Genomic DNA, 26,403 nt, shown 5'->3' on the forward strand with positions numbered 1-26,403 from the left:
GGCGACCCCGCGCCGTAGTATGACGCCTGATCAGGTGAGACGGATCTGGCCGCCGCTCACCCGCACCTTCTGCGGCGCCAGCGGGGCCGGGGCGGGACCGGCCGCGACCGACCCGTCCTCGACCCGGTAGCGGCTGCCGTGGCAGGGGCAGTCGATGGTGCCGCCGGCCACCTTGTCGACGATGCAGCCGGCGTGGGTGCAGACCGCGCTGTACGCCTTGTACGTCCCGGCGGTCGGCTGCACCACCACGACCTTGGCGTCGGCGAACACCTTCCCGCCGCCGACCGGGACCTCCGAGGCGGCGCCGAGGGCCCGGCCGCCGGCGGCCGGGGAGGAACCGGCCATGCCGCTGCTGCCGCTGCCGCTGCCGCTGCCGTCGCCGTTTCCGCTGCCCGAGCCGGCCGAGCTGCCGGAGCTCCCGGAGCCCCCCGAGCCGCCGTAGCCGGACGAGCCCATGCCGCCGCAGCCGGCCAGCAGCAGGCCGCCCGCCGCCGCGCCCGCCCCGGCCAGCAGCGCGCGCCGGGCCGGGCAGCCCGGAAGGGCGGGGGCGTCCGTCGTCTCGTTCTCTGCCATGGTCAACTCCCGTTGTCCGTGTGGCTGTTGGGACTTCGGGGGGTGGTTACGCGGGCGACGGGCGAACGGTTCAGCCGTTCTTCCCGGGCTTCTCCTCCGGTCCTCGGGACTCCCCGGGCTTGCGCAGCCGCTCGCGGACCAGCGCCTCCTGCACGCAGGAGGCGACCAGGTCGCCGTCCCGGGTGTAGAACTCGCCGAGGGCGAGGCCGCGCCCGTCCGAGGCGGAGGGGCTGCGCTGGGCGAAGAGCAGCCACTCGTCGGCCCGGAACGGCCGGTGGAACCACATCGCGTGGTCCAGGGAGGCCACCGAGAGCTCGGAGCGGGCGCGCTTCTGCCGCGGCGGCTGCCGGTCCAGCGAGGCGGTCCCGGCCAGCGTCAGGTCCGACATGTAGGCCAGCGCGCAGACCTGGAGCAGCGGGTCGTCGTCCGGCAGCGGCGCGGAGGCCCGCACCCAGACGAACTGCTCCGGCATCCCCGGCTCCTCGGCCGGCAGCCCCTCCGCCCGCCGCGGCACGAAGCGCAGGTCCATCGCCAGATGGGTGTGGGAGGCGGCGTACCCCTCGGGGTCCAGCTCCTTCCACGCCGGGTACGGGTCCGGCAGCTCCTCGGGCGGCGGGACGACCGGCATGGTGCGCTGCCGCCCCTCGTCCTTCTCCGGGACCTTGAAGGAGGCGGAGAGGGTGAAGATCGCCTCTCCGTTCTGCACCCCGGTCACCCGGCGGGTGGTGTACGACCGGCCGTCGCGCACCCGGTCCACCTCGTACACGATGGGCCGCCGCGGGTCGCCCGGGCGCATGAAGTAGCCGTGCAGCGAGTGGACATGGCGCTCGGCGCCGACCGTACGGCCGGCCGCCACCAGGGCCTGGGCGGCGACCTGGCCGCCGAAGGCGCGCAGCGGCGCGCCGGCGTGGCACCAGCCGCGGAACAGGTTCTGCTCGATCTCGTCCAGGCGGAGCAGCTCGGCGAAGGCGCCCTTGCGCGCCTCTTCCTCGTCGGTCATCCGATCATCGTGGCAGGTCGGGCCGGGGCACCGGGTGTGATCTCGCCCACTGGACGCGTGCCGTCGCCCGCTCAGCCCTGCGGGATCTTGCGGAAGTCCCAGGAGCGGATCGCGGTCGGGGTGATCCGCAGCCAGTCGTGCCTGCCGTCCGGCGGCACCTCGTCCAGGCCGAAGTTCTTCCGGGCGAAGCCCTTGCGCACCGCCGGCGGGGCCTCGGCGGGCTCGGCGGAGCCGCGTACCTCCACCCCGCGCAGCTCCCCGTACTCGTGGCCGGCGTCGACCACGACGGCCACCCGCGGTTCGCGGACCGTGTCGGCCCAGCGCTGACTGCGGGTCAGCGAGTACAGCCAGAGGGCGCCCTCGCCGTCGCCCTCGCCGTCGTCCTCCCCGGCGGGGTCCCAGTAGAACCAGAGCGGGGTCGCGTGCGGGGAGCCGTCGGCGGAGACCGTGGCCACCCGGCAGGTGCGCTGCTCGGCCAGGAAGGCGTCGCGCTCCTGCCGGTCCATCATGATCCGCCGCCCGCGCCGCTGTTCATTCCTCGATGTCATGGGCGCACGTTACCTAGAACGAGTTCTATTCCGGAAGGGCCACGGCCGGCTCCGCGATCACCCGGTAGGCTGCCCGCCATGAACCCGTACACGGCTCTCGTACTCCCCCCTCCCGCGCGCTGAGCGGGCAGGGAAGACGGAGGGGCCGCAGGCGCTGAACGCGCCCGGCCCGCGCTGAACGCTGCCCGCGGAGACGACACCCACCCGTCCACGCGCGGACCAAGCGCTCATCCCGTACGGAGTCACCCCCTCATGCGCGCGACCTCACGCACGCTCCCGCGTTCCCTCGACCGCCCCGGCGCGGCCGGCCTCCCGGCCGAAGCCGGCCACCCCGGCGCCGCGCCCCGCCTGCTCTCCGTGCCGCGCGGGCTCGCCTACGCGGCCTTCGCCGCCGTCTCCTGGGGCACGGCCGGCGCCGCGGCCACCCTCCTCCACCAGTTCTCCGGGCTCGGCCCGTTCGCCATCACCTTCTGGCGGTTCTCACTCGGCGCCCTGCTGCTCCTCGCCGGCCGGATCCGCCGGCTGCCCCGGTGGCGGCAGCTGCGCCGGGAATGGCCGTGGCTGCTCGCCACCGCCGCCGGGATGTGCGTCTTCCACGTCTGCTACCAGACCGCGATCGTCCTCTCCGGGCTGGCCGTCGGCACCGCCGTCACCCTCGGCGCGGCCCCGGTGCTGACCGCCCTCGCCGCCCGGCTGCTCTTCGGCGAGCGGATCGGGCGCGGCGGCGCGACGGCCGTGCTGCTGGCCGTCGGCGGCCTGCTGCTGCTGGCCTTCGGCGGCGCCGGCGCCGGGACCGCCTCCGGTGGCACCGCACCGCTCTGGGGCTATCTGGCCGCCCTGGGCTCGGCGGCCGGGCTCGGCGCCACCAATCTGCTCAGCCAGTTCCAGGCCCAGACCCAGGCCCAGGCCGGGCGGCCCGGCGGCAGCGGGCTGAGCGCGCCGGACCGGGCGGCCGGCGGGTTCGCCGTCGGAGTGGTGCTGCTGCTCCCCGTGCTGCCCTTCGTCCAGCTGCTGCCCACCGGCGGCCGATGGGTCGAGGCGTACGGGCTGATCGCCTTCCTCGGGCTGGTGCCCTCCGCGCTGGCCTACGCGCTGATGTTCCGCTCGCTGACCGTGGTCAGCGCCACCACGGTGACCGCGATCGCCATGCTGGAGCCGGTCGCCGCGCTGCTGCTCGGAGCGACCCTCCTCGGCGAGCGGCTGACCGCGCCGGCGCTGGCCGGCACCGGGGTGCTGCTGCTCGCCGTGCTGCTGCTGGCGCTCGCGGAGCGGCGGCGGCCTGGCCGTCCGGGGTGAGCAGCGCGGATGAAAGGATGAGCGGGTGCATCCACCGTCCCACCCGCTCGCCCTCTCCTCGCTGCTGCCCGGTCCGCTGGCCGAGTTCGCCTCCGTGCTGGTGCTGATCGGCGTGCTCGCCTTCGCCGTGCTGCGGCCGCGGGGCTGGCCGGAGGCGCTGGCGGCGGTGCCGGGGGCGGGGCTGCTGATCGCCCTCGGGGCGGTGCCGTCCGGCCCCGCCTGGACGCAGCTGCGCACGCTGCTGCCGGTGGTCGGCTTCCTGGCCTGCGTCCTCGTGCTGGCCTGGCTGTGCGCCGAGGACGGGCTCTTCGAGGCGGCCGGGGAGCTGGTCGCCCGGTACACCGGGAGCAGCGCGCAACGGCTGCTGGTCGGGGTGTTCGCGGTGGCCGCCGTGGTCACCGCGGTGCTCAGCCTGGACGCGACGGTGGTGCTGCTGACCCCGGTGGTCTTCGTGACCGCGTCGAAGGTCGGCGCGCATCCGCGCCCGCAGGTGTACGCCTGCGGGCACCTCTCCAACACGGCCTCGCTGCTGCTGCCGGTCTCCAATCTGACCAACCTGCTGGCGCTGGGCGCGAGCGGGCTGAGCTTTCTGCGGTTCGGCGCGCTGATGGCCCTGCCGTGGGTGGCCGCGGTGGCCGTGGAGTACGGGATCTTCCGCTGGTTCTTCCGGGCCGACCTCGCCGAGCCGACCACCGAGGAGCGCAGGACGGGGGCGGAGGGGCCGTCCGGCCGGCTGCCGGTGTTCACCCCGGTGGTGCTGGGGCTGACCCTGGTCGGCTTCGTGGTCTGCTCGCTGCTGGGGGTCAACTCGGCCTGGGCGGCCTTCGCCGGCGCGCTGGTGCTGGCCGTCCGGGCGGTGGCGCGGCGGCAGGCGACGGTGCGGGGGGTGGTGCTGGCGGCGAACCCGGCGTTCTGCGTCTTCGTGCTGGCGCTCGGGGTGATCGTCTCGGCGGTGGTGCAGAACGGGCTGGGCCGGGCGGTGGGCGACGTGCTGCCGCGGGGCAGCGGGTTCCTGTCGCTGCTGGCGATCGCCGGGATCGCGGCGGTGCTGTCCAACGTGATCAACAACCTGCCGGCGGTGCTGGCGCTGCTGCCGCTGGTCGCGGGGGACGGGGCGGGGCCGGTGCTGGCGGTGCTGCTGGGGGTGAACCTGGGACCCAACCTCAGTTACGCGGGGTCGCTGGCGACCCTGCTGTGGCGGCGGGTGCTGCGTGACCACCAAGTCGACCCCGGGATCACCCAGTTCACCCGGCTCGGCGCGGTGACCGTCCCGGCGACGCTGCTGGCCGCGACGGCGGCGCTGTGGGCTTCGCTGGCGGTCACGGGCGGCTGAGCCCGGAGGGCGGACGAGGGGCGCGGGGTTTCCCGCGCCCCTCACCAGCGTCCTCGGTGCTGCGCTCCGGGCGCTCCGGGCGCTATGGGGCGCTACGGGGTGGCCGTGGTGGCCACGGGTGCGGCGGGGCGGGGGGCGCCGCAGCGTTCGGTCGGGGACGGCGCTGCGATCGCGCGCCACCACGGCTCCGGCGCGGGGGCCTTCGCGGGCTCGAAGGGGGCGCCGACGCGCGGCAGCGCGAGGGTGACCCCCGCGGACGCCGCCGCGGCCAGGGTGCGTTCCGCGGGCTCGTCCCAGGGATGCGGCGCCAGGTTGAAGGTCGCCCAGTGGATCGGCAGCATCAGCTCGCCGCCCAGGTCGAGATGGGCCCGTACGCCCTCCTCCGGCGTCATGTGGACGTCCGGCCACAGCTCGGGGCTGTACGCGCCGATCTGAACCATCGTCACGTCGAACGGCCCGTGCCGGGCCCCGATCTCGGCGAAGCCGGGGAAGTACCCGGTGTCCCCGCTGTGGTAGACCCGGTGCCGCTCGCCCTCCACCACCCAGGACGCCCACAGCAGCAGCGGGCTGGTGCGCGGGCCGCGCGAGCAGTAGTGCCGGGCCGGCGTCGCTGTCAGCCGCAGCCCGGCGGCCTCGGCCGTCTCGTTCCAGTCGAGTTCGACGATCCGCTCCGGCCGCACCCCCCACAGTTCGAGGTGGGCGCCGAGCCCCAGCGGCACCGCGAAGACCGCGTCGGAGCCGACCAGGCCGCGGATGGTCGGCATGTCCAGATGGTCGTAGTGGTCGTGGGAGACCACCACCGCGTCCACCCGGCCCAGCCGGTCCAGCGGGATCGGCGCGGGATGCAGCCGGCGGGGGCCGAAGCCGCCGATCGGCGAGCAGCGCTCGCCCCACACGGGGTCGAAGAGCACCCGCCGGCCGTCGATCTCGGCCAGCACCCCGGCGTGACCCAGCCAGGTCACTCGCAGCCCGGAGGCCGGCGGTTCGGCGAGCTCCTCGGGGGTCAGCGGATGGACGGGGATCTCCCCGGCCGGCAGCCGCCGGCTGCGGTCCTCCGCGAGGAAGGTGGTGCGCAGTGCGGACAGCATGGACCCCGGCTCACCGCGCCGGGTGGGGACGGGGTTGCGGAAGGCGCCGTCCACGAAGTTCGGCGAGCGCAGGATGCGCTCCAGCCGCTCCCCGGCCGGTTCGGCGCCGAAGGAGTCCGGGCGCAGCCGGCGGGCCACCGTCCCGGCCGCGTCGGTGACGCGCTCCGAGACCCGCTCGGTGACGTGGCCGGCGACCAGGGGAACGGAGCGGGAGACCGAGCCGGGGATCGTACGGGCGGCCTTGTTCAACCGCGAGAGCCAGGGGGTGGAGCCGGGCACGGCACCTCCTCGATCAGGGACGCCCCCGGACGGGGGCCTGACCTGCGGTCGCGCCGTCGGGCAGCGCTGCCCGGCCGCTGCGCTCCGACCCGACCGCCTCCGGCAGCGTACCCGGCGGGCCCCCGGCCGACCCGCCGAGCGGAGACGTGTTGATCTACCCGGGGGCGCCGGGCGGGGGCCCGGCGGCGGCCCGGCTCAGGCGTAGAAGCGGGTGATCGTCTCGGCCACGCAGTGCGGCTTCGGGCTGCCCTCGCTGCTGACGGTGAACCGGACGACGGCCTGCCGGCCGCCCGGCACCTCGTCCAGCGAGACCAGCTCGGCGCTGCCCCGGACCTTGGTGCCGACCGGCACGGGGGAGGGGAAGCGCACCTTGTTGGAGCCGTAGTTGACGGCCATCTTGATGCCCTCGACCGCGTAGCACTCCTTGGCCAGCAGCGGGATCAGCGAGAGGGTGAGGAAGCCGTGGGCGATCGGGCCGCCGAACGGGCCGGCCTTGGCGCGCTCCGGGTCGACGTGGATCCACTGGTGGTCGCCGGTGGCCTCGGCGAACAGGTCGACCTGTTCCTGGGTGACGGTGTGCCAGTCGCTGCTGCCCAGCTCGGTGCCGACGGCGGCGGCCAGCTCGTCCAGGGAGGCGAAGGTCTTCATCGGGCGGCTCCTCAGCGTCGCGCGCGGTGCGGATACGGCAGCGAGGGTATACCGACTGGTCGGTAGGGCGTCCAGAGGATCCCGGTCACAGTGGTCACAGTGGCAGGTGGCGGGCGCTACGCTCGGTTCGCAGGCGACGGGCCTAGCCGGGGGGCGGGGTGAGCGGGTTGGAGAGGCCGACCGAGTCGGCCGGCGCGGGGGGCAGGGAGTCCGCGCTCGCCGTGGACGTGGTGCTGGTCGGGGCGGAGTGCCCAGACGACCGGGCGCTCGGCGGCTCGCTGGGCGCCGCGGCGGGCGCTGCCGCGCTCGGCCGCGCGCTGGCCGCGGGCCTGCTGGACAGCGGCCCCGAGCACTGCCGGATCAGCACCGCCCTGCCGGACGGCGACGCCAACGCGCTGCACACCGCGGTCCGCGAGGGCGCCGGGCGGCCCGGGCGGCTGCTCGTCGTCTATCTCGCCGGGCAGCTGGTGGAGGACCCGCGGCGGCGGCGTCCGGTACTGGCCGTGGCCGGCTCCCGGCGGGAGGACGCCGGCCGGCTGGGGCTTCCCGTCTCCTGGGTGGCCAGCGCGATGGAGCACGGCCGGCACCCGGAGGCGCTGCTGCTGGTGGACGTCGCGGTCGGCCGTGCGGACTGGCCGCGGCTGGGGGCGGTCCCGGTGGATCTGACGGGGGACCAGGAGGCGGGCGCGGGCGTGAGCGCGGGCGCGGGCGTGAGCGTGGGGACGGGCGCGGGAGCAGGTGCAGGCCGGGCCGTCCGTTCCGGGCAGGCCGGCGGGCGTGCCGCCGAGGCGGTGTCCCTCCAGGTCTGGGGCCGGATCGTGCGCTACGGCGGGCACGGCGGGGTGTCCCGGCTGCGCCGGGTCGCCGGGCCGGAGGGCGCCTCGCTGCACGCCGGCGGTTTCGCCCGGGACCTCGCCGTCCTCCTCAACTCCGGGCTGCCCGGCGGGGAGCCGGTGCTCGACCCGGCCGCGCTGGACGGGGCGCTCGGCTCGGCGGGCTCGCCCTCCGAGGGCGTACGCGACCTGCCCGCACCCCCGCGCAGCCGGCTGCTGCTGCGCAATCGCGCGGCCCTGCGCGGACGACTCTCGCTGGACGCCCTCCCGCCCGCGCTGCGGGCCGAGTTGACGGCTGGTCAGGGCCCGGTCAACCAGCGGGAGGCGCCCCGCCGGCCGGACCGGCGGCAGGGCCGGCGCGAGCATTCCTGAACATCCGGGAGACAGATCCGACCACTCCGGACTACATGGCTGTCGGAAGAATTTTCCCGGCACCCTGGGACATGAGGGGGTGTGCGTCATATTCTGCAAACCCCGCAGGGTGATGTGAACAGCGGGAGTGGCGCAACGAGGGGGAGCGATGCGGCGCGAGCTGTGGTCACGGCGTACAGCGCCGGCGCTTACCGTCGGCGTCCTCCTGGTGGTCCTCTGGACGCTGTCCGCATGCGCCGGCGGGGGTGGCGCGCAGACCCTCGACGGTGATCCGGTGGCCGGAACCGGCGGCGGCACCCCGGCCGCTCCGCCCAGTTCGCCGATCCCCTCCACCGGTCCGCAGGGCGCGGCCGGCGTGGAGGTGCTGCGGATCTACCGCGGTTACTGGGCCTCCGAGATCCACGCCTCCGCCACCGCCGACGCGGCCGGTTCCGGCCTCCAGACCTACGCCACCGACAAGGCCCTCAGCGACGCCCTCGCCGGCGTCGTCCGCCTCCAGCGCTCCGGTCTGGTGATGACCGGGCGCCCGATCTACCGACCGAGGGTCACCTCGGTGGACCTCCAGAGCGACCCGCACACCGCGACGCTGTGGGACTGCCTCGACGTCACCGGCTGGCACCAGGCCACCGCCAAAGGCCACCACGACGCCGACCCCGCCCAGCGGCTCACCCGCTATGTGATCACTGTCCAGGCCAGGACCGTGGGGGAGACATGGATGATCTCCGACGTCAACCGCTACACCACCCAACCGTGCTGACGCGTTTTCGGGCACTGCGCGGCGGACTGGCCGCGCGGGCCGCCGTCACCGTGGCGGCCACTGCCGCCACCACCGCGCTGGCCTTCGCCGTGCCCTCGCCGATCGGCGCGGCGGCCTCGGCGGCCCCGGCGCGCGGCGGCGGGGGCGGGGGTGGGGGCAGCGGCTCGGTGTCGCAGTGCCAGATCGACTACGTCTGCACCGTCGCCAAGGACCCCGGTTCTCCGGGCTCGGCGAGTGGCGGCGGAGGGGGGAGCAGTGGCGGAAGCGGCGGCGGCGGGGGCATGCCGACCTGCAGCTACCAGGGGAAGACCTATGCCTGCGAGGTGCCCGGGGTAGGCGTCTTCGACTCCAGCGACGGCTGCTACTACCAGCAGGCCCAACCGCAGCCGCCCGCAGGGGACATCGCCTGGCAGGGCCACCAGCCCGGCGACGGCGCGGTGTACACCCGGACCTGCCTGGACCAGGGCGGGGGCGGCCAGATCGATGTCTGGCGGCCCAGGCCACCGGCCGTCCCGGGCGCGGTGGTCAGGGTGAACCCCGCGGACCTGGCCCGCCAGGCCCTGCAGAAGAACCCGCTGCCGGTCTCCCAGGTCGAACTGGCGCCCGCCGACAAGGCGCTGGTCGGCATGCCGATCTGGCTGTGGCTGGCCCGGCCGGCCGGGATGGCGGCCTGGCCGACCGCCGCGCGGCCGCTCGCCCTCCAGCCGGTCACCGCCGGCGGCACCACGGTGACCGTGGAGGTCTGGATCACCCAGGTGGTCTGGGACATGGGCGACGGCCACACGGTCTCCTGCAACGGGCCCGGCACGCCGTACCAGACCGGCGACTCCACGCCGGACTGCGGCTACCAGGGCTACGGGCAGCCCTCCGCGAACCAGCCCGGCCACCGCTACCCGGTGAACGCCACCGTCCAGTGGGCGGCCCGCTGGCGGGTCACCGCCGGGGGCAACGGCGGCGGGCAGCTCGCCCTCGACCCGGTGCCGCAGCGGGCCGGCTCGATCGAGATCGACGAACTCCAGGTCCTCAACAACTGACGGCTGGTCACAGCAGTGCAGCGCAGAACGAAGGGCGGCAGGAAGCGGATGGTGGACAACCCGGCGAACACCGCCTACCAGCGCGCCGCGGCGCCCCCCGGCGGGCCCGGCGGCGGCTACGGGACGCCCCTGGCCAACGGCGGCGGCCACGGCGGTGCGGGCGGCGCCGACGGCGGCAGCGGCCCGGGCGCTGTCGCGCCACCGCGCGCCCTGCGCGGGCGGCGGCGCAGACCGGCCGTGCTGGCGCTGGCCGTCGCGCTGATCGCGGCCGGCGGCCTCGGCGGTGCCGCGCTGTACACCTCCACCGGCAAGCGGGTCGCGGTCCTCGCCCTGGCCCAGAACGTCTCCGCCGGGGAGACGATCACCAGCCAGGACCTGGCCGAGGCGCGGATCTCCCTCGACCCGGCGCTCCGGCCGCTCAGCGCCCACAGCAAGGTGGTCGGCATGCGGGCCACCACCGACCTCAAGGCCGGCACCCTCCTCACCAAGGACGACCTGAGCAATGCCCCGCTGGTCACGGCGGGGAAGCAGGTGATCGGCGTGGCCGCCAAGAACGGCCAGCTGCCGGCCCGGCGGCTCTACCCCGGCGGTTCGGTGCTGATCGTCTCCACCCCCAGCGCGGCCGGCAACAGCGGCAGCGGCGGCGGTTCGGGCAGTGGAACGGGCAGCTCCGGCTCCTCCGCCAAGTCCGGTTCTGTGCAGCCCAGTTACGCCGCCACCGTGGTCGACGTCGGCCAGCCGGACGTCAACGGCACGGTGGTGGTGGACGTCGCCGTACCGGCCACCCAGGGCCCGGCCGTCGCCGACCTGGTCGCCGGCGGCCGGTTCGCCGTGGTGATCGCCGCGCAGGGCGGGGGTGGCGGGGGATGACCGTGGTCGCGATCGCCGGCGGTCCGGGCGCGCCCGGCGCCACCACCACGGCATTGGCGCTGCTGCTCGCCTGGCCGCTGGGCCCGGGGCGGCGGGTGCTGCTGGCCGAGTGCGACCCGGACGGCGGGGCCGTGCTGGCCGGTGCGCTGGAGGGCCGGGTGGAGGCCGTGTACGGGCTGCGCAACCTGGCCGTCGCCGACCGCCGGGGCCTCCTCGCCGAGACGCTGTGGAGCCAGCTCGTCGACCTGTCGCCGGACGGGGAGCAGAACCGGCTGCTGCTGCCCGGGCTCACCGATCCGGCCCAGGCGCCCGGACTGGCCTACACCTGGGAGCCGCTGGCCCGGTTGTTCCAGGACCTCCACCTCCAGGGCTGCGACGTCCTGGTCGACCTGGGCCGCTCCGGGGCGCACGGCGCCTCCTCGGTGCTGGCCCGGCGGGCGGACGTGGTGCTCACCGTCCTGCGGTCCACCCTGCGCGGGGTCAACTCGGCGCGGCCGAGGGTGAGTTCGCTGCACGCGGAGCTGGACGCGCAGGGTACAGGGGCGGACGCCCACGGCCTGCTGGTGGTGGGTGAGGGGCCGTACCCGGTGGCGGAGGTGGCGCGGCGGCTCGGCGCCCCCGCGCTGGGGCTGCTGCCGTATCTGCCGAAGCAGGCGCGGGTGCTCTCCGACGGCGGGGAGCCGGACCGGCGGTTCGTCCGATCCGAGCTGATGCGCGCGGCGCGCTCGACGGCCGACGCGGTACGGCAGTTGACGGCCCGCCGCCGGGCCCGGCTGGGGCTGCCGGACGTGCCGCCGCAGGGCGTGGCGCAGGGCCTGCCGCAGGCCCCGCCGCCCGGGCCGGGGCAGGCGCAGGGGCCGGCGAACGGGCGGGTCCACGGCCCGGCGCAGGCCGGGCCCTACCCCCACCCGCAGGCGGGACCGCAGCCGCAGGCGGGACCCAACCCACAGCCGGGACCGCAGCCGCAGCGGGCCCAGCAAGACCCGCGGGCCCAGGCGGGCCGACAGCAGCCCCCCGGCGTCCACCAGGCCCCGGGCGTCCCCCAGGCCCCCGGCGTCCACCAGCCGTCGGGGGCGGGCGGTCCGGGCGCGGGCGGTCCGGCGGCCGGGAGTCCGGCGGCCGGCGACCCCGCGGCGCCCCTCGCCGGGCTCGCTCCCCATCCCGCGCCGCCGCAGCCCGGCCCCGGCCATCCCCAGGTGATCCGCTGATGCCCAATCCGCCCCACCCGAACGCGGAGGCCGTGAACGGCTTCCACGGCGTCCCGCGGCCCCCGCCGGCGGGCCCGTCGGGACGCTCGCGCCAGGCGGCGCCTGGGGCGCCGCCGACCTGCCGCCGTCCGCACCCGCCGCACCCGCCCCGCCTGCGGTCGTCGGTACGCCCGTGGACCCGGCGGTGGCACGGGAGTTGAAGCGGCAGGTGGCCGCCGCCCTCCATGAGCGGGTGGCCCAGGACCCGGCCGCCGGAACCGACCAGGCCACCACCCGCCAGCGCGGCCGGGCGCTGATCGAGGAGGCGGTCGCCCGGTGGTCCGACGCCCACGCCCTGGCGCATGGCGTGCCGCCCACCCGGGAGCAGGACCGCGCCCTCGCCGAGGCGGTCTACGACCTCCTCTTCCGGGCCGGCCGGCTCCAGCCCTACCTGGACGACCCGGAGGTGGAGAACATCCTGGTCAACGGCTGCGACCAGGTGTGGGTCGCACGGGTCGACCAACCCCTGCGCCAGGTGCCGCCGATCGCCGACAGCGACGACGAACTCATCGAGCTGCTCCAGGATCTGGCCCGCCGGCACGGCGGCGGTGAGCGCACCCTCTCCACCGCCAGCCCGATGCTCGCCCTCCGCCTGGAGGGCGGGATGCGCCTCCAGGCCCTGACCGGCGTCACCCCGCGCCCGTACGTGGCCGTCCGCCGGCACCGGGTGGCCAGCGCCACCCTCGGTGACCTGGTCCAGCTCGGCACCGTGGACCACACCCTGGCGGCCTTCCTGGCCGCCTGCATCCGGGCCCGGAAGAACGTGATGATCACCGGCACCCAGGGGGTCGGCAAGACCAGCCTGCTGCGCGCGATGGCCGGCGAGATCCCCGCCGACGAGCGGATCGGCACCCTGGAGTCGGAGTACGAGCTGTGGCTGCACACCCTCGGCCATCTGCGCCAGGTGGTGCCGATGGAGGCCCGGGAGGGCAACGGGGAACGCGTGGACGGGCGCTCCGCGGGCGAGTTGTCGATCGGTGAGCTGATCCCGGCCGCGCTGCGGATGTCGCTCTCCCGGATCATCGTCGGCGAGGTCCGCTCGGCCGAGGTGGTCCCGATGCTCCGGGTGATGACCAACGGCGAGGGCGGCTCGATGTGCACCCTCCACGCCCGCACCCCGCACATGGTCGTCGACCGGATCGCCGAACTCTGCCTGGAGTACGGCGCCCAGATGACCGACTCGCTGGCCTACCGGCTCACCGCCAACGCGCTGGACTTCATCGTCCACCTGGCGATGGTCGACGAGACCGCGATCGGCGGGCGCCGGCACCGCTTCGTCTCGCACGTGCTGGAGGTCAGCGGCCTCGGCGAGTCCGGCCGCCCGGCGCTGAGCACCGTCTTCGGTCCCACCGCGGGCGAGCCGCGGGCGGTACCGCAGCTGCCCCCGGCCTGCCTGGACGACCTGCGGCGGGCCGGCTTCGACGCCCGGCTGCTCGAGGTCTCCCCGCACGGGAGCTGGGCGGCCCCGCTCGACCTGCGGATCCCCGGGGGCGGCGGACGTCCGGGAGGTGAGACCCGATGATCGTCCCCTCCACCGACCTGCTGGCCTTCGCCCTCTGCGGCGCCGCCGTGGTGGCCGGTCTTGTCGCGCTGTGGGCGTATCTGCGCGGCAGCGAGCCGGGGACGGGCCGCGGCGGGCGGCCGGACGGCGAGCGCGGCCTGGCCGTACGCCTCCGGCGGGCCTGGTACGGGACGACCGGGACGCCGAACCCGCGGACCGTGCGGCTGCGCCGGATCCAGGTCGGGCTCTCCCTCCTCGGCGGCGCCGGCGGCTGGCTGTACACCGGCGTCCCGCTCTCCGTGCTGCTGGTCCCGGTGCTGGTCTTCGCGCTGCCCTGGCTGCTGGACTCCACCCGGTCGCAGACCGACCGGATCGAGCGGCTGGAGGCCCTGGCGGAGTGGACCCAGCGGCTGGCCGACGTCCTGCTGCTGGGGGTGGGCCTGGAGGCCGCGGTGGTCAGCAGCCGGCGTACCGCGCCCGCGGCGCTGGAGCGCGAGATCAACGACCTGGCCGGGCGCCTCCAGGCGCGCTGGGCCCCGGCCGACGCCCTGCGCGCCTTCGCCGACGCGCTGGACGACTCGACCGCGGACAAGGTGCTGGCCGCCCTGCTGCTCCGGGCCACCGACCGCGGCCCCGGCCTGGCCCGGGCGCTGGGCGACCTGGCCGAGTCGGTCCGCGAGGAGGTCCGGCAGCGCCGGGCGATCGAGGCCGACCGGGCCAAGCACCGGGCCACCGTGCGGTGGATGGTGCTGATCATCCTGGGCGTGGTCGCCGTCGGCTCGCTCAACCACCGGTACACCGCCCCCTACGGCAGCGCGCTGGGGCAGTTGGTGCTGCTGGTGCTGGCGGCGGCGTTCTTCGCGGTGGTGCTGTGGATGCGTTCGCTGGCCGGCCAGAAGCCGGTGCCGCGCTTCCTGGAGCGGGACCGCCGGTCCCGCGCCGGGCTCCTCCCGCGGAGGCGGGCGGCGGAGCCGGACGGTGAGGGGGGTGGCGCCGGGGGCCCGTCTCCTGACGGGCTGCCGGCGCCCCTGCCCTCCGGAACCGAGGGGGTGGCCGGACGATGACCCCGCTCGCCTGGCTGATCGTGGTCGGCGCGCTGCTCGGCGGCGGACTCGCGCTGCTGGTCGCTGAGTTGCGGCCGGGGCCGCCTGACCTCGGCGCCGCCCTGGACCGCCTGGGCGCCGGCCGCGGCAGCGGGATGGCGGTGGAACCGCCTGCCCGGCGCGCCGGCGCGGAGTCCGCCACCCCGCGGCTCGACCGGCTCGGCGGGCGGCTGCTCGACCTGCCCGGGCTGACCCTCCCGCACCGCGAACTCGCCCTCCTCGGCCGCACCCCCGCCCGGTTCATGGCGCACAAGCTGCTCTTCGCGCTCCTCGGCCTGCTGATCCCGCCGTACCTGGTGGTCTTCGCGGCCCTGATCGGCACCGGGCTGTCGCCGGTGGTGCCGGTCATCGGATCGCTGGGGCTCGCGGCGGCGCTGTGGTTCCTCCCCGACCTGGTGGTGCGGAGCGAGGCCAAGGCCGGACGGGTGGAGTACCTCCACGGCATCGCCGCCTACCTGGAGCTGGTCGCGCTGGAGCGGGCCGCCGACTGCGGCCCGGCGGAGGCGCTGGTCCGGGCCGCCGCGGTGGGCCGCTCCGCGGTCTTCCGGCGGATCACCGATGCCCTGGACCGGGCCACACTGGCCCGGCAGGCGCCCTGGGACGGCCTGGAGGCGCTCGCCGGGGAGCTGGGCCTGACGCCGCTCCAGGACCTCGCGGACATCATGCGGATCTCCGGTACGGACGGCGCCGCCGTCTACCGCACCCTGCGGGCCCGCGCCCGCAACCTGCGGGCGGAGCTGCTGGCCGAGGACCTGGCCCGGGCGAACGTGGACAGCGAGCGGATGGTCGCCCCCGGCTCCGCGCTGGTCACGCTGATGACCGTGCTGATCGCCTTTCCCGCCGTCTACCAGATGTTCCGAGGGGGATGACCGGCCCCTCGTCCGTATCCATTGATCGCTATGTCGATGAAGAGACCCCGAGCAACGCCAGGCACCCCCGAAGGAACCACAGGAGTCCCCATGAGTCGGAACCTCCGATCCGCGGTCCCCAGCTCGCTGCCCGACTTCCTCCTCCCCGCCGTGATGGCCGTCCACGTGATCCGGCACCGCGCCCTCCGCGTCCAGCACGCCCGCGCGGACCGCGAGCGCGGGGCGCTCAGCATCGAACTCGCGCTGCTGGTGCTGGTGCTGATCCTCGCCGCCGGGCTGGTGGTGGCCGCGATCACCAAGCTGGTCACCTCCAAGGCGAACCAAATCGGCAACACGCCGTGAGGTTCCGGCCTCGCCTCCGCCTCCGCGTCCCCCGAGGGGAGGAGGGGGCGATGTCGATCAGCCTGGCCATGGTCTTCCCGGCCGTGCTGGCGCTGATCCTCCTCGTCGTCCAGGCCTGCCTGTGGTGGTACGCCCGCCAGGTGGCCCTCACCGCGGCGCGCGAGGGGAGCGAGGCCGCACGGGCGTACGGGGCGTCCACGGACGCCGGCGACGTCCAGGCGCGCAACGTCCTCGACCGGGTGGGAGGCGGGTTGACGGATCGTCAGGTGGAGATCAGCCAGATCGGCGCGGCGGCCGGCGGGGCGCCGCAGATCACCGTGACGGTGTCGGTGCGCGCGGAGTCGCTGCTGCCCTTCGTGCCCGGGCTGGCCATCGCCCAGCATGTCACCGCGCCGGTGGAGGAGTTCGTGCCGGACCCGGCGGTGGGGGCGGGCGGATGAAGGGGCGGGAGGATGAGCGGGAGGACGGACGGGAGAACGGCGGGATCGCCATCGAGGCGGCCATCCTGGTGCCGGCCATCCTGCTCTTCGTGCTCCTCGCGGTCGGCGCCGGCCGGATCGAGTCGGCCGGGGGAGTGGTGGACGCCGCCGCCCGGGACGCCGCGCGCAGCGCCTCCATCGCCCGGACCGCGGCGGCCGCCCAGGCGGCGGCCGAGAACGCGGCCCGGACGACGCTCAGCCAGCAGGGCGTGGACTGCCCGGACGTGCAGCCGCAGGTGGACACCTCCGGGCTGGACGCCCAGCTCGGGCAGACCGGGTACATCACGGTCACCGTGGTCTGCACGGTGCCGCTCGGCGACCTGATGGTGCCGGGCCTGCCGGGCTCGCACACCATGAAGAGCACCTTCACCTCGGTCGTCGACGCCTACCGGGCACGCTGAGGAGGCCGGGGAGAGGATGCGGAGAACCCCACTGCGCCGGCCGTGCGACGCGCGCGGCTCGCGCGGCTCGCGCGGCTCGCGCGGACCGCGCGGACTGCGCCGGCCGGGCGGGCTGCGGGAGGAGAGCGGTGCGCTCTCGCTCTTCGTCGCGCTGAGCGCGGTCGCGCTGCTGGTGGTCATCGGGCTGGTGATCGACGGCGGCGGGCGGCTGCGGGCGCTGGAGAACGCGGACGCGGTCGCCCAGGAGGCCGCGCGTGCCGCCGGCCAGGCGATCGACCAGCAGGCGGCGCTCAAGGGCCAGGGCTTCACGGTCGACCCGGCCAAGGCGGAGGCCGCCGGACAGCAGTACCTCGCGGCCAGCAACGCCCGCGGCACCGTGGTCGCCACCGCGCGGACCGTCACGGTGGACGTCTACGGCGACTACCACACCACCATCCTGGCCCTGATCGGCCTCGGCGACCTCACCGTCCACGGCCACGGCAGCGCCACCCTCATCGCCCGAAACGACTGATCCCGGAGCCGACAGCCATGCCGTCCAGCGCGCCCCGCGTACCCGCCTCCTCGTCGCCGCGTCCCGCCGCGCTGCCCGCGCGGCCCGTGCTGGGCCCGGCGGGCGGTGGCAGAGGGAGCGGCGGCGGGCGCGGGCGGCTGCGCGCCGCGCTGCGGGCGGTCGGGGCCTTCGTCCTGCTGGTGCTGCTGCTCGGCGGGCTGCCGGCGGCGCTGCTCTTCGGCACGGCGGCGGTGGTCGGCAACGGGGCGCCGGCGCCGGCCGGATCCGGCGGCGGGATCGTCGACCTGCTGACCCGGCCCGACAACGGGAACCTCTTCCTCTGGGCGCTGGTCGTGGTCGGCTGGGCGGCCTGGCTGTGCTTCGCCGCGTCGGTGGCCCTGGAGATCCCGGCGCAGCTGCGCGGGCGCACGGCACGCCGGGTGGCCGCGCTGGCCTGGAGCCAGCGGATGGCGGCGGGACTGGTCGGGGCGATCCTGGCGACCGTCCCGACCACGGGCGCGATGCTCGCCGCGGCGGCCACGCCCGCGCGCGCCTCGGAGAGCGCGCCGATGCGCGCGGACGCGCCGACGATCGCGCTGACGGCGGTACGGGGGGTCGCGAAGGGGGGCGCGAACGCTCCCACCGGGGCGCGTACCTACACCGTGCGGGAGACCCGGCCCGCCGAGAGCCTGTGGACCATCGCCGAGCGCGAACTCGGCTCCGGCAGCCGGTGGGTGGAGATCGCCCGCCTCAACCAGGGCCGCGAGATGGACGCCGAGGGCCGGACCTTCGACGCGGACCGCCCGATCCAGCCGGGGTGGCGACTGCTGCTGCCGCCGGGGGCCGGGACGGGTGCGGGCGCGGCAGGGGGTGCGGGCTCGGGAGCGGGCTCGGCGCCGGGGACGGGGACGGCGGCCGACGGGGGGCGGGTCACCGTGCAACCGGGGGACACCCTCTCCGCCATCGCCGCAAGGGAGTTGGGTTCCGCCGCGCACTGGCAGCAGCTCTACGACGCGAACCGCGGTGCGACGGACGGCGAGGGCCACCACCTCACCAACCCGGACCTGATCTACCCGGACATGACCCTCAAACTCCCCCGGGTGAGCACGAGTCCACCGGCCGCGCCCGGCGGCGCCCCGACGAAGCCGGCCCCGACACCGGCTCCGGCCCCGCCCGCCACGCCGAGCGCGGCGCCGACCGCGGATACGCCCGCCCCGACGCCGACCGGCAGCGGTGGCAGCGGTGGGGGTGGCGGCGGTGGCGCTGCTCCCGCTCCCGTGCCCAGCTCCTCGGCCCCCGGGCACACGCCCGCGCCGAGCACGGCGTCGAGCGCGAGCGCCGACGCGAGCGCAACACCGAGCAACGCCCCCACCTCGTCCGGCCATCCGACCGCAGCCGGGCAGGAGCCGGCTCCGGTGCCCGGCGGTTCGGCGCCCGCCCGCACGGCCGCGCCCACCGCGCGTCCGAGCGTCGGCGAGCCGGCCCCCGCCCCTACCGCCACGCCCGCCCCGGCGCCCACGCCCACGCCCACCGCCGCTCCCGCCCGTACCACCTCCAGCGATCTCGCCGCCGAGACCACCTTCGGCGGGACCGCCCTGCTCGCCGCCGCGCTGATCGCGGCGCTCGGGCTGCGCCGCCGCAGGCAGCAGCAGCGGCGCCGGCCGGGCCGCCGGATCCCCATGCCGCCGCCCGAGACCGCCGCCGTCGAGACCTCCCTGAGGAGCCGTCAGGACGCGGCCGGCCTCGCCCTCCTGGACCGCGCCCTGCGCAGCCTCGCCCGCACGGCGGCCCAGGAGGAGAAGCGCCTCCCGGCCGTGGTCGCGGTCCGCGTCACCCCCGCCCACACCGTCGAACTCCACCTCGCCATGCCGGGCTCGCCGATCGCCCCCTTCCGGGCCGCCCACGCCTCCACCGTGTGGTGGTGCACCCCGGACGCCGAGCACGGACTGCTCGACGCGGCGGCCGCGGCCGACGTCCCCGCCCCGTACCCGGCCCTGGTCGGGGTCGGCACCTCGCCGGACGGCAGTACGGTGCTCGTCGACCTGGAGGCGGTGCGGCTGGTCCAGCTCTCCGGCGAGCCGGCGGCGGTCGGGGCGGTGCTGCGCACCCTCGCCGTGGAGTTGGCGCTCTCGCCGCTCACCGACCACCTGCGGCTCCACCTGGTCGGCGAGGAACTCGCACCCGGCCTGGCCGAGGTGCTCGGCGCGGACCGGGTGCGAGTGCACACCGGCCTCGGGGAGGCGGTCGCGGCCGTCGAGGCCCGGGACCGCGCGGTGCGCGAACGCCTCCTCGCCGCCTCGGCCGCGCACGTCCGGGACGTGCGGGCCAAGGGCGACTCCGAGGACGCCTGGACCCCGGACATCGTCCTCTGCGCGAACGCCCCCGAAGGTGACCAACCAGGAGTGCTGGGGCGGCTGCTGGACGCCAGGCCGCGCACCTGCCTGGCCGTGGTCACCGGCGCGCCGACGGGGCCCGGTGCTCCGGTGGCCCGCTGGCACCTGCCGGTGGGCGAACCGGACGAGGCCTGCACGCTGCCCGGCTCCAACGTCGAGGTCCGGCTCCAGCGGGTGGGGGACGAGGAGTATCGGCACTGGCTCGAACTCCTGCGCACGGCGCAGCGCGAGGACGACGTGCCGGCGCACGAGCCCGAGCCCGAGCCCGCGCCTGCGCCAGCGCCCGTTCCTGCGCCCGCGCGGGCGTCGGCGGCGCCGTCGCCCGCAGCCGTACCTGCTCCGGCACCCGTGCCCCCGCCCGCGCCCGCGCCCGCGCCCGCGCCCGCGCCCGCGCCCGCGCCCGCGCCCCGTCCGCGGATCGTCGGTGAGCCCGCGGCTTCGGGCCCGGCCGCGTCGCGGCTGCCCGCGCCGACCCGCTCCGTGCCGCTTCGCGCGCTGCCGCCCGGGCCCGCCAGGCCCCCGGAGTTGACGCCCGCTCGGAACGGGGCGGACACTCCGGCCATGCCGGCCGGGCAGGACCGTCAGGACCGCCAGGGGCGCCCGGGTGCCCCCGGGGAACCTGGGGGGCCTGGGGAGCCCGGGGAGCAGGTCCTCGACATCCTCCGCGCGCCCGCCGGAGCCCGCGCCCCCCGGGAGCCCTCCGGCCCCCGGATCCGGCTGCTCGGCGAGGTCGAACTGCTGGGCGCCCGGGGCCCGGTCTCGGCCGACCAGCGGCCGCGGCTCACCGAGATAGCGGCCTATGTGGCGCTCAACCCCGGCAGCGACCAGCGCGCGCTGGAACTGCTGATCGACCCGGCCCCGCGCCGGCGCGGCCAGTCCGGCTCCGCCCGCGGGCCGGCCGCCGGACGCGGACTCGCGGTGGCCGTGGACCGGCTGCGCGACTGGCTCGGCGACGACCCGTCCGGCCGTCCCTACCTGCCGCTGGACAGCAGTCGCGGGTACGCCTTCGGTCCGGCCGTCTCCTGCGACTGGGACGAGTTCCGCGCCCTGCACCGCCGGGGCGTGCGCGGGACGCCGGGCGGGGACCGGGCGTTGGCCCGCGCCCTCGCGCTGGTCAGCGGCGCGCCCTGCGCCGTCGCCGACCCGACGGGGTACGCCTGGGCGGAGCCGTTCCGGCAGGACATGATCTCCGCGATCGTGGACACCGCCCACGAGCTGGCGGTCCGCCGGCTGCGGATCGGCGACCACCGCGGCGCGGAGGCCGCGGCGTACCGGGGGCTGACCGTGGAGCCCGGCACCGAGCTGCTCCACCGCGACCTGCTGACCATCTACGCGGCGGCCGGCGCCCGGGACCAACTCCTCAAGGCGGTCTCCCGGTTGCACGCCCAGGCGACCCGCGACGGGCACCCGCTGGAACCCGACACCACCGCACTCCTGCGGGACCTCCTCGAAGCCTGACGGGCACGAGAACCCCAGGATGCGGAATACTGCTCGTTCGACGCAGGTGTGACAGCGCCGCAACGGGCGCGACGGACGACGGGGCGGAACGGCATGAACGGGCGTGGGACCGAGGGGCGGACGGGGCGCCGAGGGGGTACCCGCCGTGACTGACCTGCCGGAGACGCCCCGCGACCTGCCGTTCAGGCCGCCGGCGCCGCTGAAGGAGACTCAGGAGCTGCCCGCGCTGGACGCCTTGACGCCGCCTGGCGCCGAGGCCGCGCCGATACCGGGGGCGGCCTCGCCCCAGCCCCCCTCAAGGCCCCTCACCTTCGCCGCGCCCCAGAGCGCATGGCCCTGGGCACCCCCACCGGCGACGCCCGCGTCGTCCCCCTCCACCCCCCAGCACACCGCGCCTGCGGGCCTCCCCGCCGCCGCGCCGCAGACCCAGCCGCCCGCGCCCGCGTCGCCGCCTCCCCCTCCGATCCCGGCGTTCGCCCCGGAGCCGGTGGCTGTGCCGCAGAGCCAACCGGCTCCCGACTCCGTGGGCGCCTTCCACGGTCAGCCGCCGGCGCCCGAGCCGCAGGCGGTGTTGCAGGGGCAGGCGTCTGTGCCCGGACCGCCGCCTCCCCCCTTGAATCCGGCGTTCGCGCCGGAGCCGGTATCTGAGCCGCAGGGCCAGCCGGCCCCCGGTTCCGAGGGCGTGGCCTACGGTCAGCCGGCCGCGCCTGAGTCGCAGGCGGTGTTGCAGGGGCAGGCGTCCGTGCCCGGACCGCCGCCTCCACCCTTGAATCCGGCGTTCGCCCCGGAGCCGGTGGCTGTGCCGCAGGGCCAGTCGGCCCCCGGTTCCGAGGGCGTGGCCTACGGTCAGCCGGCCGCGCCTGAGTCGCAGGCGGTGTTGCAGGGGCAGGCGTCCGTGCCCGGACCGCCGCCTTCACCCTTGAATCCGGGGTTCGCGCCGGAGCCGGTGGCTGTGCCGCTGGGTCAGTCGGCCCCCGGTTCCGAGGGCGTGGCCTACGGGCAGCCGCCCGCGCCTGAGTCGCCGACGGTGTTGCACGGCCAGGCGCCCGTGCCGCCGCCTTCACCCTTGAATCCGGGGTTCGCGCCGGAGCCGGTGGCTGTGCCGCAGGGCCAGCCGGCCCCCGGTTCCGCAGGCGTGGCCTACGGGCAGCCGCCCGCGCCCGAGGCGCCGACGGCGTTGCACGGCCAACCGTCCGTGGACGGGCGGTCGTCCGCGTCCTTTGTGCCGGGGTTCGGGCCGGAGCCGGCGACGGTGTCGCAGGGGCAGGCTGAGCCTGGGGCCGGGGACGCGGCCTACGGCCGGGCGGTCGCGCCCGAGCCGCCGACTCTGGTCTACGGCCAGGCGTCCGGCCCGGTGGCGCCGGCCGGTTTCGGTGAACAGGAGTTCGGGCCGGAGCCGGCGACCGTTCCCGCTGGCCAGGCCCCCGCGCCCGCGCCCGCCTTCGCTGCCGCTGCCGCTGCCGCAGGCGACGACGCGTGGCAGCTCTCGCCCGAGATCGGCGGCCCCGCGCTGCGGGGGCGGGTTCTGGTGGTCGAAGGGGGCCACGGGCGCGGCCTCCGGCGCTACCTGCCGCGCCGGGCCGGGGGCCCGCTCAGCACCGGGCTCTCGACGCTCCTCGCCGCCATCTCGCCGCAGATACTCGTCGCCGCCGATGTGGTGGACTCTGTGCACCTGCCGAGCGCCACCGACCCGTACACGGCCCTCACCCACATCCGCGCCGCCGCGCGGCACCCGGGTCCGCTCCTCGTCCACCTCGGCGGGCACCTGGTGGTCGACCGCCGCACCGGGCGGCTCAACCTCGCGCTGCGCGACACCCGCCCGTCCGCCCTCCGCGCCGACGCGCTCCCGTGGTCCGACGTGGCCGCGCAACTGCGCTCGCGCCCGCCGGAGTGGGGCACCCTGGTGATCGCCGACCTCACCGCCGACCCCAAGGCGATGCCGCTCCTGCGTACCGTCCCCTCGCCGCTGTCCCAGGGCATGCCGCTGTGGGGTGCGGTCAGCTCCGATCCGGACCAGGTCGGGATCTTCACCCGCGCGCTGGTCGAGGTGCTGCACACCGGACGCCCCGGCGCGGGCGCGGCCCTGACCCCGGATCAGATCCGGGGCCAGGTGCAGAGCGTCCTGCGACCCGACACCATTGTGGTCGCCGCCTACGACAACAGCGCCCAGGTCGCCTTCCGCAACTCGGCCCGCCGTACGGTCACCCCCTCCGCGCTGGCCACGGAGGCGGAGGAGGCCGCGGCCGAGCCGGCGCCCGGCACCGTCCCGCCGATGCCGTCGGCACCCCCCACCGTCCACCTCACCTCCGCGCCCGCGCCCGCGCCTGCCCCCGCCCCTGCGCCCACGTCCGCGCCGCAGCCGCCGCCGCAGCCGCAGGAGCCCGCCCCCGCCCCGCCGGCGCCGACTCGCCCCTCCCCACCCCGGACCCGCTCGCCCGGCACCGCGATGCCGTGATCGCGATCGTCAGCGCCGCCGATGCGGGGGAGCACCGCCGAGCGGCCGACCTCGCCGCCGAGTTGGAGACCGAGGTGGCCACCGAGCGCGGCCACGACACCCCGGCCGTGCTCCAGGTCCGCCAGGTGCGGGCGCATGTCGCGCGCCTCTCGGGGGAGCAGGCCGAGGCGGCCGGTCTCTACCGGGCGGTGGCCCTCGAACTCCTCCGGGTGCACGGCGCCGAGCACGACGAGACCCTCCAGGCCGCCGCCAACGCGGAGGCCTGCTGGCGGGCCATCGAGGACGATCCGACCGCCCGCCGGGTCGGCCGGGACATCGTCGACATGCGGCGCTCGGTGCCCGGTGAGGACGGCCGCCGCCTCCGCGCCGCCGAGCGCTACCAGGCCCGCCTCACCGGCGCGCTCCCCACCCCGGCCCTCCCTTCGGCGCCGGACCTCGCCCCAGGCCCGGACGACCTCTCGGTCTACTCAGACCCGGCCCCGGAGCGGGAGCCGCAGCCCGAGCCGACACCGCCGACCCCGACCACCGTGTCCCCCACGCCGGATGACGCCACATCAGGCGAAGACGAGGTCTCGACCAGCGCCTTCCGCAAGCCCGCCCCCGAGGACGGCTGACGCTCACACCGCGACCAGCCGCCCGCTCCGCCCCCGCAGCCGCAGCGAGGCGAGCGTCCCGCAGGCCAGCGCGACGGCCAGCAGGGTTACGCAGGCGGTGAACGAGGTCCGGGCGTCGCCCGCCAGCGCGGCATGCAGTCCGCGCACGGCCCAGTACCCGGGAGACGCCGGGGCCGCGTCCGCGACCCAGCGCGGCAGCACGCTGAGCGGGACCAGCGCCCCACCGAGGCTGCTCAGCAGCATCCCGCCGATGTCGAAGGCGGCCGACAGCTCGCCCATGCTCCGGGCCAGCACGCCGAACAGCGCCCCCATCCCCAGCAGCGTGCCGCTCCAGCACAGCAGCACGCCTGCCAGCAGCAGCGGGTGTCGGACCGTCAGGCCGAAGGCGAGAACGCCGCACCCCACGATCAGCAGCTGCTGCGCCAGCAGCGCGGCGAAGACCGGCACCGCCTTCCCGACCAGCAGCTCGGCCGCCCGCAGCGGCGCCGCCCGCAACCGGTCCCAGGTGCCGGCCAGCCGCTCGGTGAGGATCGCGCTCCCGGAGATGCTGAGCGCCAGCAGCGAGAAGGTGACCAGCGTCCCGGCGACCGCCTGCTCGGTGCCGGCGCCGGGGCCCTGGGCGGCCAGGTAGAGCGGCCGGAGCAGGGTCAGGAAGACCAGCGGGAGGACCATCCGGCTGAGCACCGGGCCGGGTTCGCGGACCATCAGCAGCAGGTTGTGCCGGATCAGCACCCCGGTCCGCAAGACCGACTCGAGGACCGGCTCGAGGACCGACTCAGGCAGCGGCGCCATCATCCGCCCTCTCCTCCTCCCTCTCCTCCTCCAACTGCCGGTAGAGGTCGTCGAGATCGGGCCGCCGGACGTCCACCGACGCCGGAGTGCGCCCGGTGGCCAGCAGCGCGGCCAGCTCGGCGCCGGGATCCCGGGTCCGCAGGCGGAGTTCGGGCTCGGCCGGGTCGGCGAAGGTCACCCGTAGTTCGCCCGGCAGCTCCCGGGTCAGCTCCTGCTGCGAGCCCCGGGCGATCACCCGCCCGGCCCGGGCGAGCGCCAAGGTGGCGTCCAGATCGACCAGTTCGGGCAGGTAGTGGGTGGTGTACAGGACGGCGGCTCCGGCCCGGGCGCGAGCCCGTACGGCGGCGAGCAGCGCCGAGCGGGTCTCCGGGTCGGCTCCGGCGGTCGGCTCGTCCAACAGCAGGAGCGGCGGCCGGCCGACCATCGCGGTGGCCGCCTGCACCCGGCGCCGCTGACCGCCGGAGAGGAGTCCCACCGGACGGTCGGCGAGCTCGCTGAGCTGCAACTCCTCCAGCACGGCGGCGATCTCGGCGTCCCGCCCTCGTCGTCCTCGCCCGCCTCCGGTGGACCCCGCCAGCCCGGCGAAGAGCCGGAGGTTCTGGCGTACGGACACGGTGGCGTAGAGGGACGGCTCCTGCGGCGCCACCCCCAGCAGCCGCCGGGCGGCCCGGCCGTCGCGCAGCGCGTCGACGCCGCCGATCCGGATCCGGCCCGCGTCGGGGCGGACCAGTCCGGTGACGGTCTCCACGAACGTGGTCTTCCCGGCGCCGTTGTGGCCGATCAGGCCCACGATCTCACCGGGTCGCACGGTCAGGTCGAAGCCGTCCAGAGCGCGCCGCCGGCCGTAGCGCTTGACCACTCCTTCGGCGTTGAGCATCGAGCCACCCCCTCAACCCTCTGTGCGAGCCGTTCTGTTCAACCAGGTATACGCTGTATACGTCTACACTGTATACCCATGGTGGGACGACGGGAAGAGATCCTGGACGCCGCCCTGGCCGTCGCGGACGAGCAGGGGCTGGACGCGGTCTCCATGCGGGCCGTGGCCGATCGGGTCGGAGTGACACCGATGGCGCTGTATCGGCATGTCAGCGGGAAGGCCGAGCTGCTGGACGGCATGCTGGGCCGCCTCCTCGCGGCGCTGCTGCCGACCCCGACGAAGGCCGCGAACGCCGCTGACTCCCCGCCCGCCGGGTGGAAGGGGCGCCTTCGCGCGTTCGCCCTCGCCTTCCGGGAGGTGACGCGGCGACACCCGTGGTCCGCCCAGTTGCTCTTCTCGCGGCCGGCGGTGACCCCGGACGCGGTACGCGTCGTCGACCTGATCTACACCGCGCTGCTGGAGGCCGGCGTGCCGGAGTGCGAAGTGCCCCGCCTGGAGCGGATGGTGAGCACTTTCGTGATCGGCTTCACCGCCTCCGAGGCCTCCGGCCGCTTCGGCGCCGGAAGCCTCGACCCGCGCGGCCGCCGCGGCCGGCTGCCGGAGGGGGAACTCCCCGGCCATGGTGCGCTCGCCCACTGGCTGGACCGGCCCGTCGACTACGCCGCCGAGTTCGACGCCGACCTGGCCGACATCACCCGGTTGATCGAGGCGACCGCCCGCCGCGCCGGTCCCGTAGCCTGACGCCGTCAGT

General features: G+C 76.4%; 25 protein-coding genes. 18 read left to right on the top strand and 7 right to left on the bottom strand.

What is annotated here, in order from left to right; genetic code table 11:
* Positions 1–30 precede the first annotated feature (30 nt).
* The 3 genes from BS73_RS30420 to BS73_RS30430 all read right to left on the bottom strand — a co-directional run bounded on the left by BS73_RS30420 (position 31) and on the right by BS73_RS30430 (position 2,121).
* Positions 31–573: a Rieske (2Fe-2S) protein gene (locus tag BS73_RS30420; protein WP_037577644.1), complete on the bottom strand. Its 543-nt coding sequence runs from the start codon at positions 571–573 to the stop codon at positions 31–33.
* Positions 574–643: 70 nt separating this feature from the next.
* On the bottom strand, positions 644–1,573 hold the full coding sequence (locus tag BS73_RS30425) for an acyl-CoA thioesterase (RefSeq protein ID WP_037577645.1): 930 nt from the start codon (positions 1,571–1,573) through the stop codon (positions 644–646).
* A gap of 71 nt (positions 1,574–1,644) precedes the next feature.
* Positions 1,645–2,121 carry a pyridoxamine 5'-phosphate oxidase family protein gene (locus tag BS73_RS30430; protein ID WP_084704469.1) on the bottom strand — a complete coding sequence of 159 codons (477 nt, stop codon included), beginning with the start codon at positions 2,119–2,121 and terminating at the stop codon, positions 1,645–1,647.
* 252 nt (positions 2,122–2,373) lie between these two features.
* Between BS73_RS30430 and BS73_RS30435 the strand changes: the two genes are divergently transcribed.
* Together BS73_RS30435 and BS73_RS30440 are read left to right on the top strand one after the other, a co-directional pair.
* Entirely contained in the window at positions 2,374–3,417 is a 1,044-nt protein-coding gene (locus BS73_RS30435; protein ID WP_084704470.1) for a DMT family transporter, read from the top strand.
* Positions 3,418–3,442: 25 nt separating this feature from the next.
* A complete protein-coding gene (locus BS73_RS30440) occupies positions 3,443–4,750 on the top strand; it encodes an SLC13 family permease (RefSeq protein WP_407675092.1) in 1,308 nt (435 codons plus the stop codon).
* A gap of 92 nt (positions 4,751–4,842) precedes the next feature.
* Here BS73_RS30440 and BS73_RS30445 read toward each other — a convergent pair whose 3' ends face one another.
* Both BS73_RS30445 and BS73_RS30450 read right to left on the bottom strand, forming a co-directional pair.
* Positions 4,843–5,976 (bottom strand): MBL fold metallo-hydrolase, encoded by a 1,134-nt coding sequence (locus BS73_RS30445; protein WP_051941606.1) that lies wholly within the window; start codon positions 5,974–5,976, stop codon positions 4,843–4,845.
* Positions 5,977–6,312: 336 nt separating this feature from the next.
* Complete coding sequence (locus BS73_RS30450) at positions 6,313–6,765, bottom strand: MaoC family dehydratase (protein ID WP_037577646.1); 453 nt, start codon at positions 6,763–6,765, stop codon at positions 6,313–6,315.
* Positions 6,766–6,932: 167 nt separating this feature from the next.
* Here BS73_RS30450 and BS73_RS38470 point away from each other — a divergent pair, with 167 nt between their 5' ends.
* From BS73_RS38470 to BS73_RS35275, 15 genes are all read left to right on the top strand, one after another.
* A complete protein-coding gene (locus tag BS73_RS38470) occupies positions 6,933–7,970 on the top strand; it encodes a hypothetical protein (protein WP_037577647.1) in 1,038 nt (345 codons plus the stop codon).
* Between the two features lie 148 nt (positions 7,971–8,118).
* A complete protein-coding gene (locus BS73_RS35260) occupies positions 8,119–8,727 on the top strand; it encodes a hypothetical protein (RefSeq protein WP_051941163.1) in 609 nt (202 codons plus the stop codon).
* Positions 8,721–9,761: a hypothetical protein gene (locus tag BS73_RS35265; protein WP_051941164.1), complete on the top strand. Its 1,041-nt coding sequence runs from the start codon at positions 8,721–8,723 to the stop codon at positions 9,759–9,761. Before BS73_RS35260 ends, BS73_RS35265 begins: the two co-directional genes overlap by 7 nt.
* Before the next feature lie 48 nt (positions 9,762–9,809).
* On the top strand, positions 9,810–10,631 hold the full coding sequence (locus tag BS73_RS30470) for a flagella basal body P-ring formation protein FlgA (protein WP_084704471.1): 822 nt from the start codon (positions 9,810–9,812) through the stop codon (positions 10,629–10,631).
* The gene (locus tag BS73_RS40790) at positions 10,628–11,839 is read left to right on the top strand and encodes a hypothetical protein (protein WP_063837096.1); all 1,212 of its coding nucleotides are present in this window, start codon (positions 10,628–10,630) and stop codon (positions 11,837–11,839) included. The genes BS73_RS30470 and BS73_RS40790 overlap by 4 nt, the downstream gene beginning before the upstream one ends.
* Positions 11,840–12,023: 184 nt before the next feature.
* Positions 12,024–13,400, top strand: a complete 1,377-nt coding sequence (locus tag BS73_RS30480; RefSeq protein WP_235215586.1) for a CpaF family protein — start codon at positions 12,024–12,026, stop codon at positions 13,398–13,400.
* Entirely contained in the window at positions 13,397–14,443 is a 1,047-nt protein-coding gene (locus BS73_RS30485; RefSeq protein ID WP_063837097.1) for a type II secretion system F family protein, read from the top strand. The genes BS73_RS30480 and BS73_RS30485 overlap by 4 nt, the downstream gene beginning before the upstream one ends.
* Complete coding sequence (locus BS73_RS30490) at positions 14,440–15,351, top strand: hypothetical protein (RefSeq protein ID WP_037577649.1); 912 nt, start codon at positions 14,440–14,442, stop codon at positions 15,349–15,351. The genes BS73_RS30485 and BS73_RS30490 overlap by 4 nt, the downstream gene beginning before the upstream one ends.
* Positions 15,352–15,441: 90 nt before the next feature.
* Positions 15,442–15,693 (top strand): hypothetical protein, encoded by a 252-nt coding sequence (locus BS73_RS38475; protein ID WP_037577650.1) that lies wholly within the window; start codon positions 15,442–15,444, stop codon positions 15,691–15,693.
* A 50-nt stretch (positions 15,694–15,743) separates the two neighbouring features.
* Entirely contained in the window at positions 15,744–16,133 is a 390-nt protein-coding gene (locus tag BS73_RS38480; protein WP_051941166.1) for a TadE family protein, read from the top strand.
* The gene (locus tag BS73_RS30505) at positions 16,130–16,573 is read left to right on the top strand and encodes a TadE/TadG family type IV pilus assembly protein (RefSeq protein ID WP_051941167.1); all 444 of its coding nucleotides are present in this window, start codon (positions 16,130–16,132) and stop codon (positions 16,571–16,573) included. The genes BS73_RS38480 and BS73_RS30505 overlap by 4 nt, the downstream gene beginning before the upstream one ends.
* A 16-nt stretch (positions 16,574–16,589) precedes the next feature.
* Positions 16,590–17,084 carry a hypothetical protein gene (locus tag BS73_RS30510; protein WP_235215587.1) on the top strand — a complete coding sequence of 165 codons (495 nt, stop codon included), beginning with the start codon at positions 16,590–16,592 and terminating at the stop codon, positions 17,082–17,084.
* A 17-nt stretch (positions 17,085–17,101) separates the two neighbouring features.
* Positions 17,102–20,914, top strand: a complete 3,813-nt coding sequence (locus BS73_RS35270; RefSeq protein ID WP_051941168.1) for a LysM peptidoglycan-binding domain-containing protein — start codon at positions 17,102–17,104, stop codon at positions 20,912–20,914.
* A 1,252-nt stretch (positions 20,915–22,166) separates the two neighbouring features.
* The gene (locus BS73_RS38485) at positions 22,167–23,369 is read left to right on the top strand and encodes a hypothetical protein (protein WP_037577652.1); all 1,203 of its coding nucleotides are present in this window, start codon (positions 22,167–22,169) and stop codon (positions 23,367–23,369) included.
* Positions 23,366–23,983, top strand: coding sequence for a hypothetical protein (locus tag BS73_RS35275; protein WP_051941169.1), 618 nt, complete (start codon positions 23,366–23,368; stop codon positions 23,981–23,983). Before BS73_RS38485 ends, BS73_RS35275 begins: the two co-directional genes overlap by 4 nt.
* Before the next feature lie 3 nt (positions 23,984–23,986).
* Here BS73_RS35275 and BS73_RS30535 read toward each other — a convergent pair whose 3' ends face one another.
* Together BS73_RS30535 and BS73_RS30540 are read right to left on the bottom strand one after the other, a co-directional pair.
* Complete coding sequence (locus BS73_RS30535) at positions 23,987–24,775, bottom strand: ABC transporter permease (RefSeq protein WP_084704473.1); 789 nt, start codon at positions 24,773–24,775, stop codon at positions 23,987–23,989.
* Positions 24,759–25,652 (bottom strand): ABC transporter ATP-binding protein, encoded by an 894-nt coding sequence (locus BS73_RS30540; protein WP_037577653.1) that lies wholly within the window; start codon positions 25,650–25,652, stop codon positions 24,759–24,761. Before BS73_RS30540 ends, BS73_RS30535 begins: the two co-directional genes overlap by 17 nt.
* A 78-nt stretch (positions 25,653–25,730) precedes the next feature.
* Between BS73_RS30540 and BS73_RS30545 the strand changes: the two genes are divergently transcribed.
* Entirely contained in the window at positions 25,731–26,393 is a 663-nt protein-coding gene (locus BS73_RS30545) for a TetR/AcrR family transcriptional regulator (protein WP_037577654.1), read from the top strand.
* Positions 26,394–26,403 lie beyond the last annotated feature (10 nt).

Origin of the sequence: Phaeacidiphilus oryzae TH49 (assembly GCF_000744815.1) — a bacterium.
GTDB classification, from domain to species: domain Bacteria; phylum Actinomycetota; class Actinomycetes; order Streptomycetales; family Streptomycetaceae; genus Phaeacidiphilus; species Phaeacidiphilus oryzae.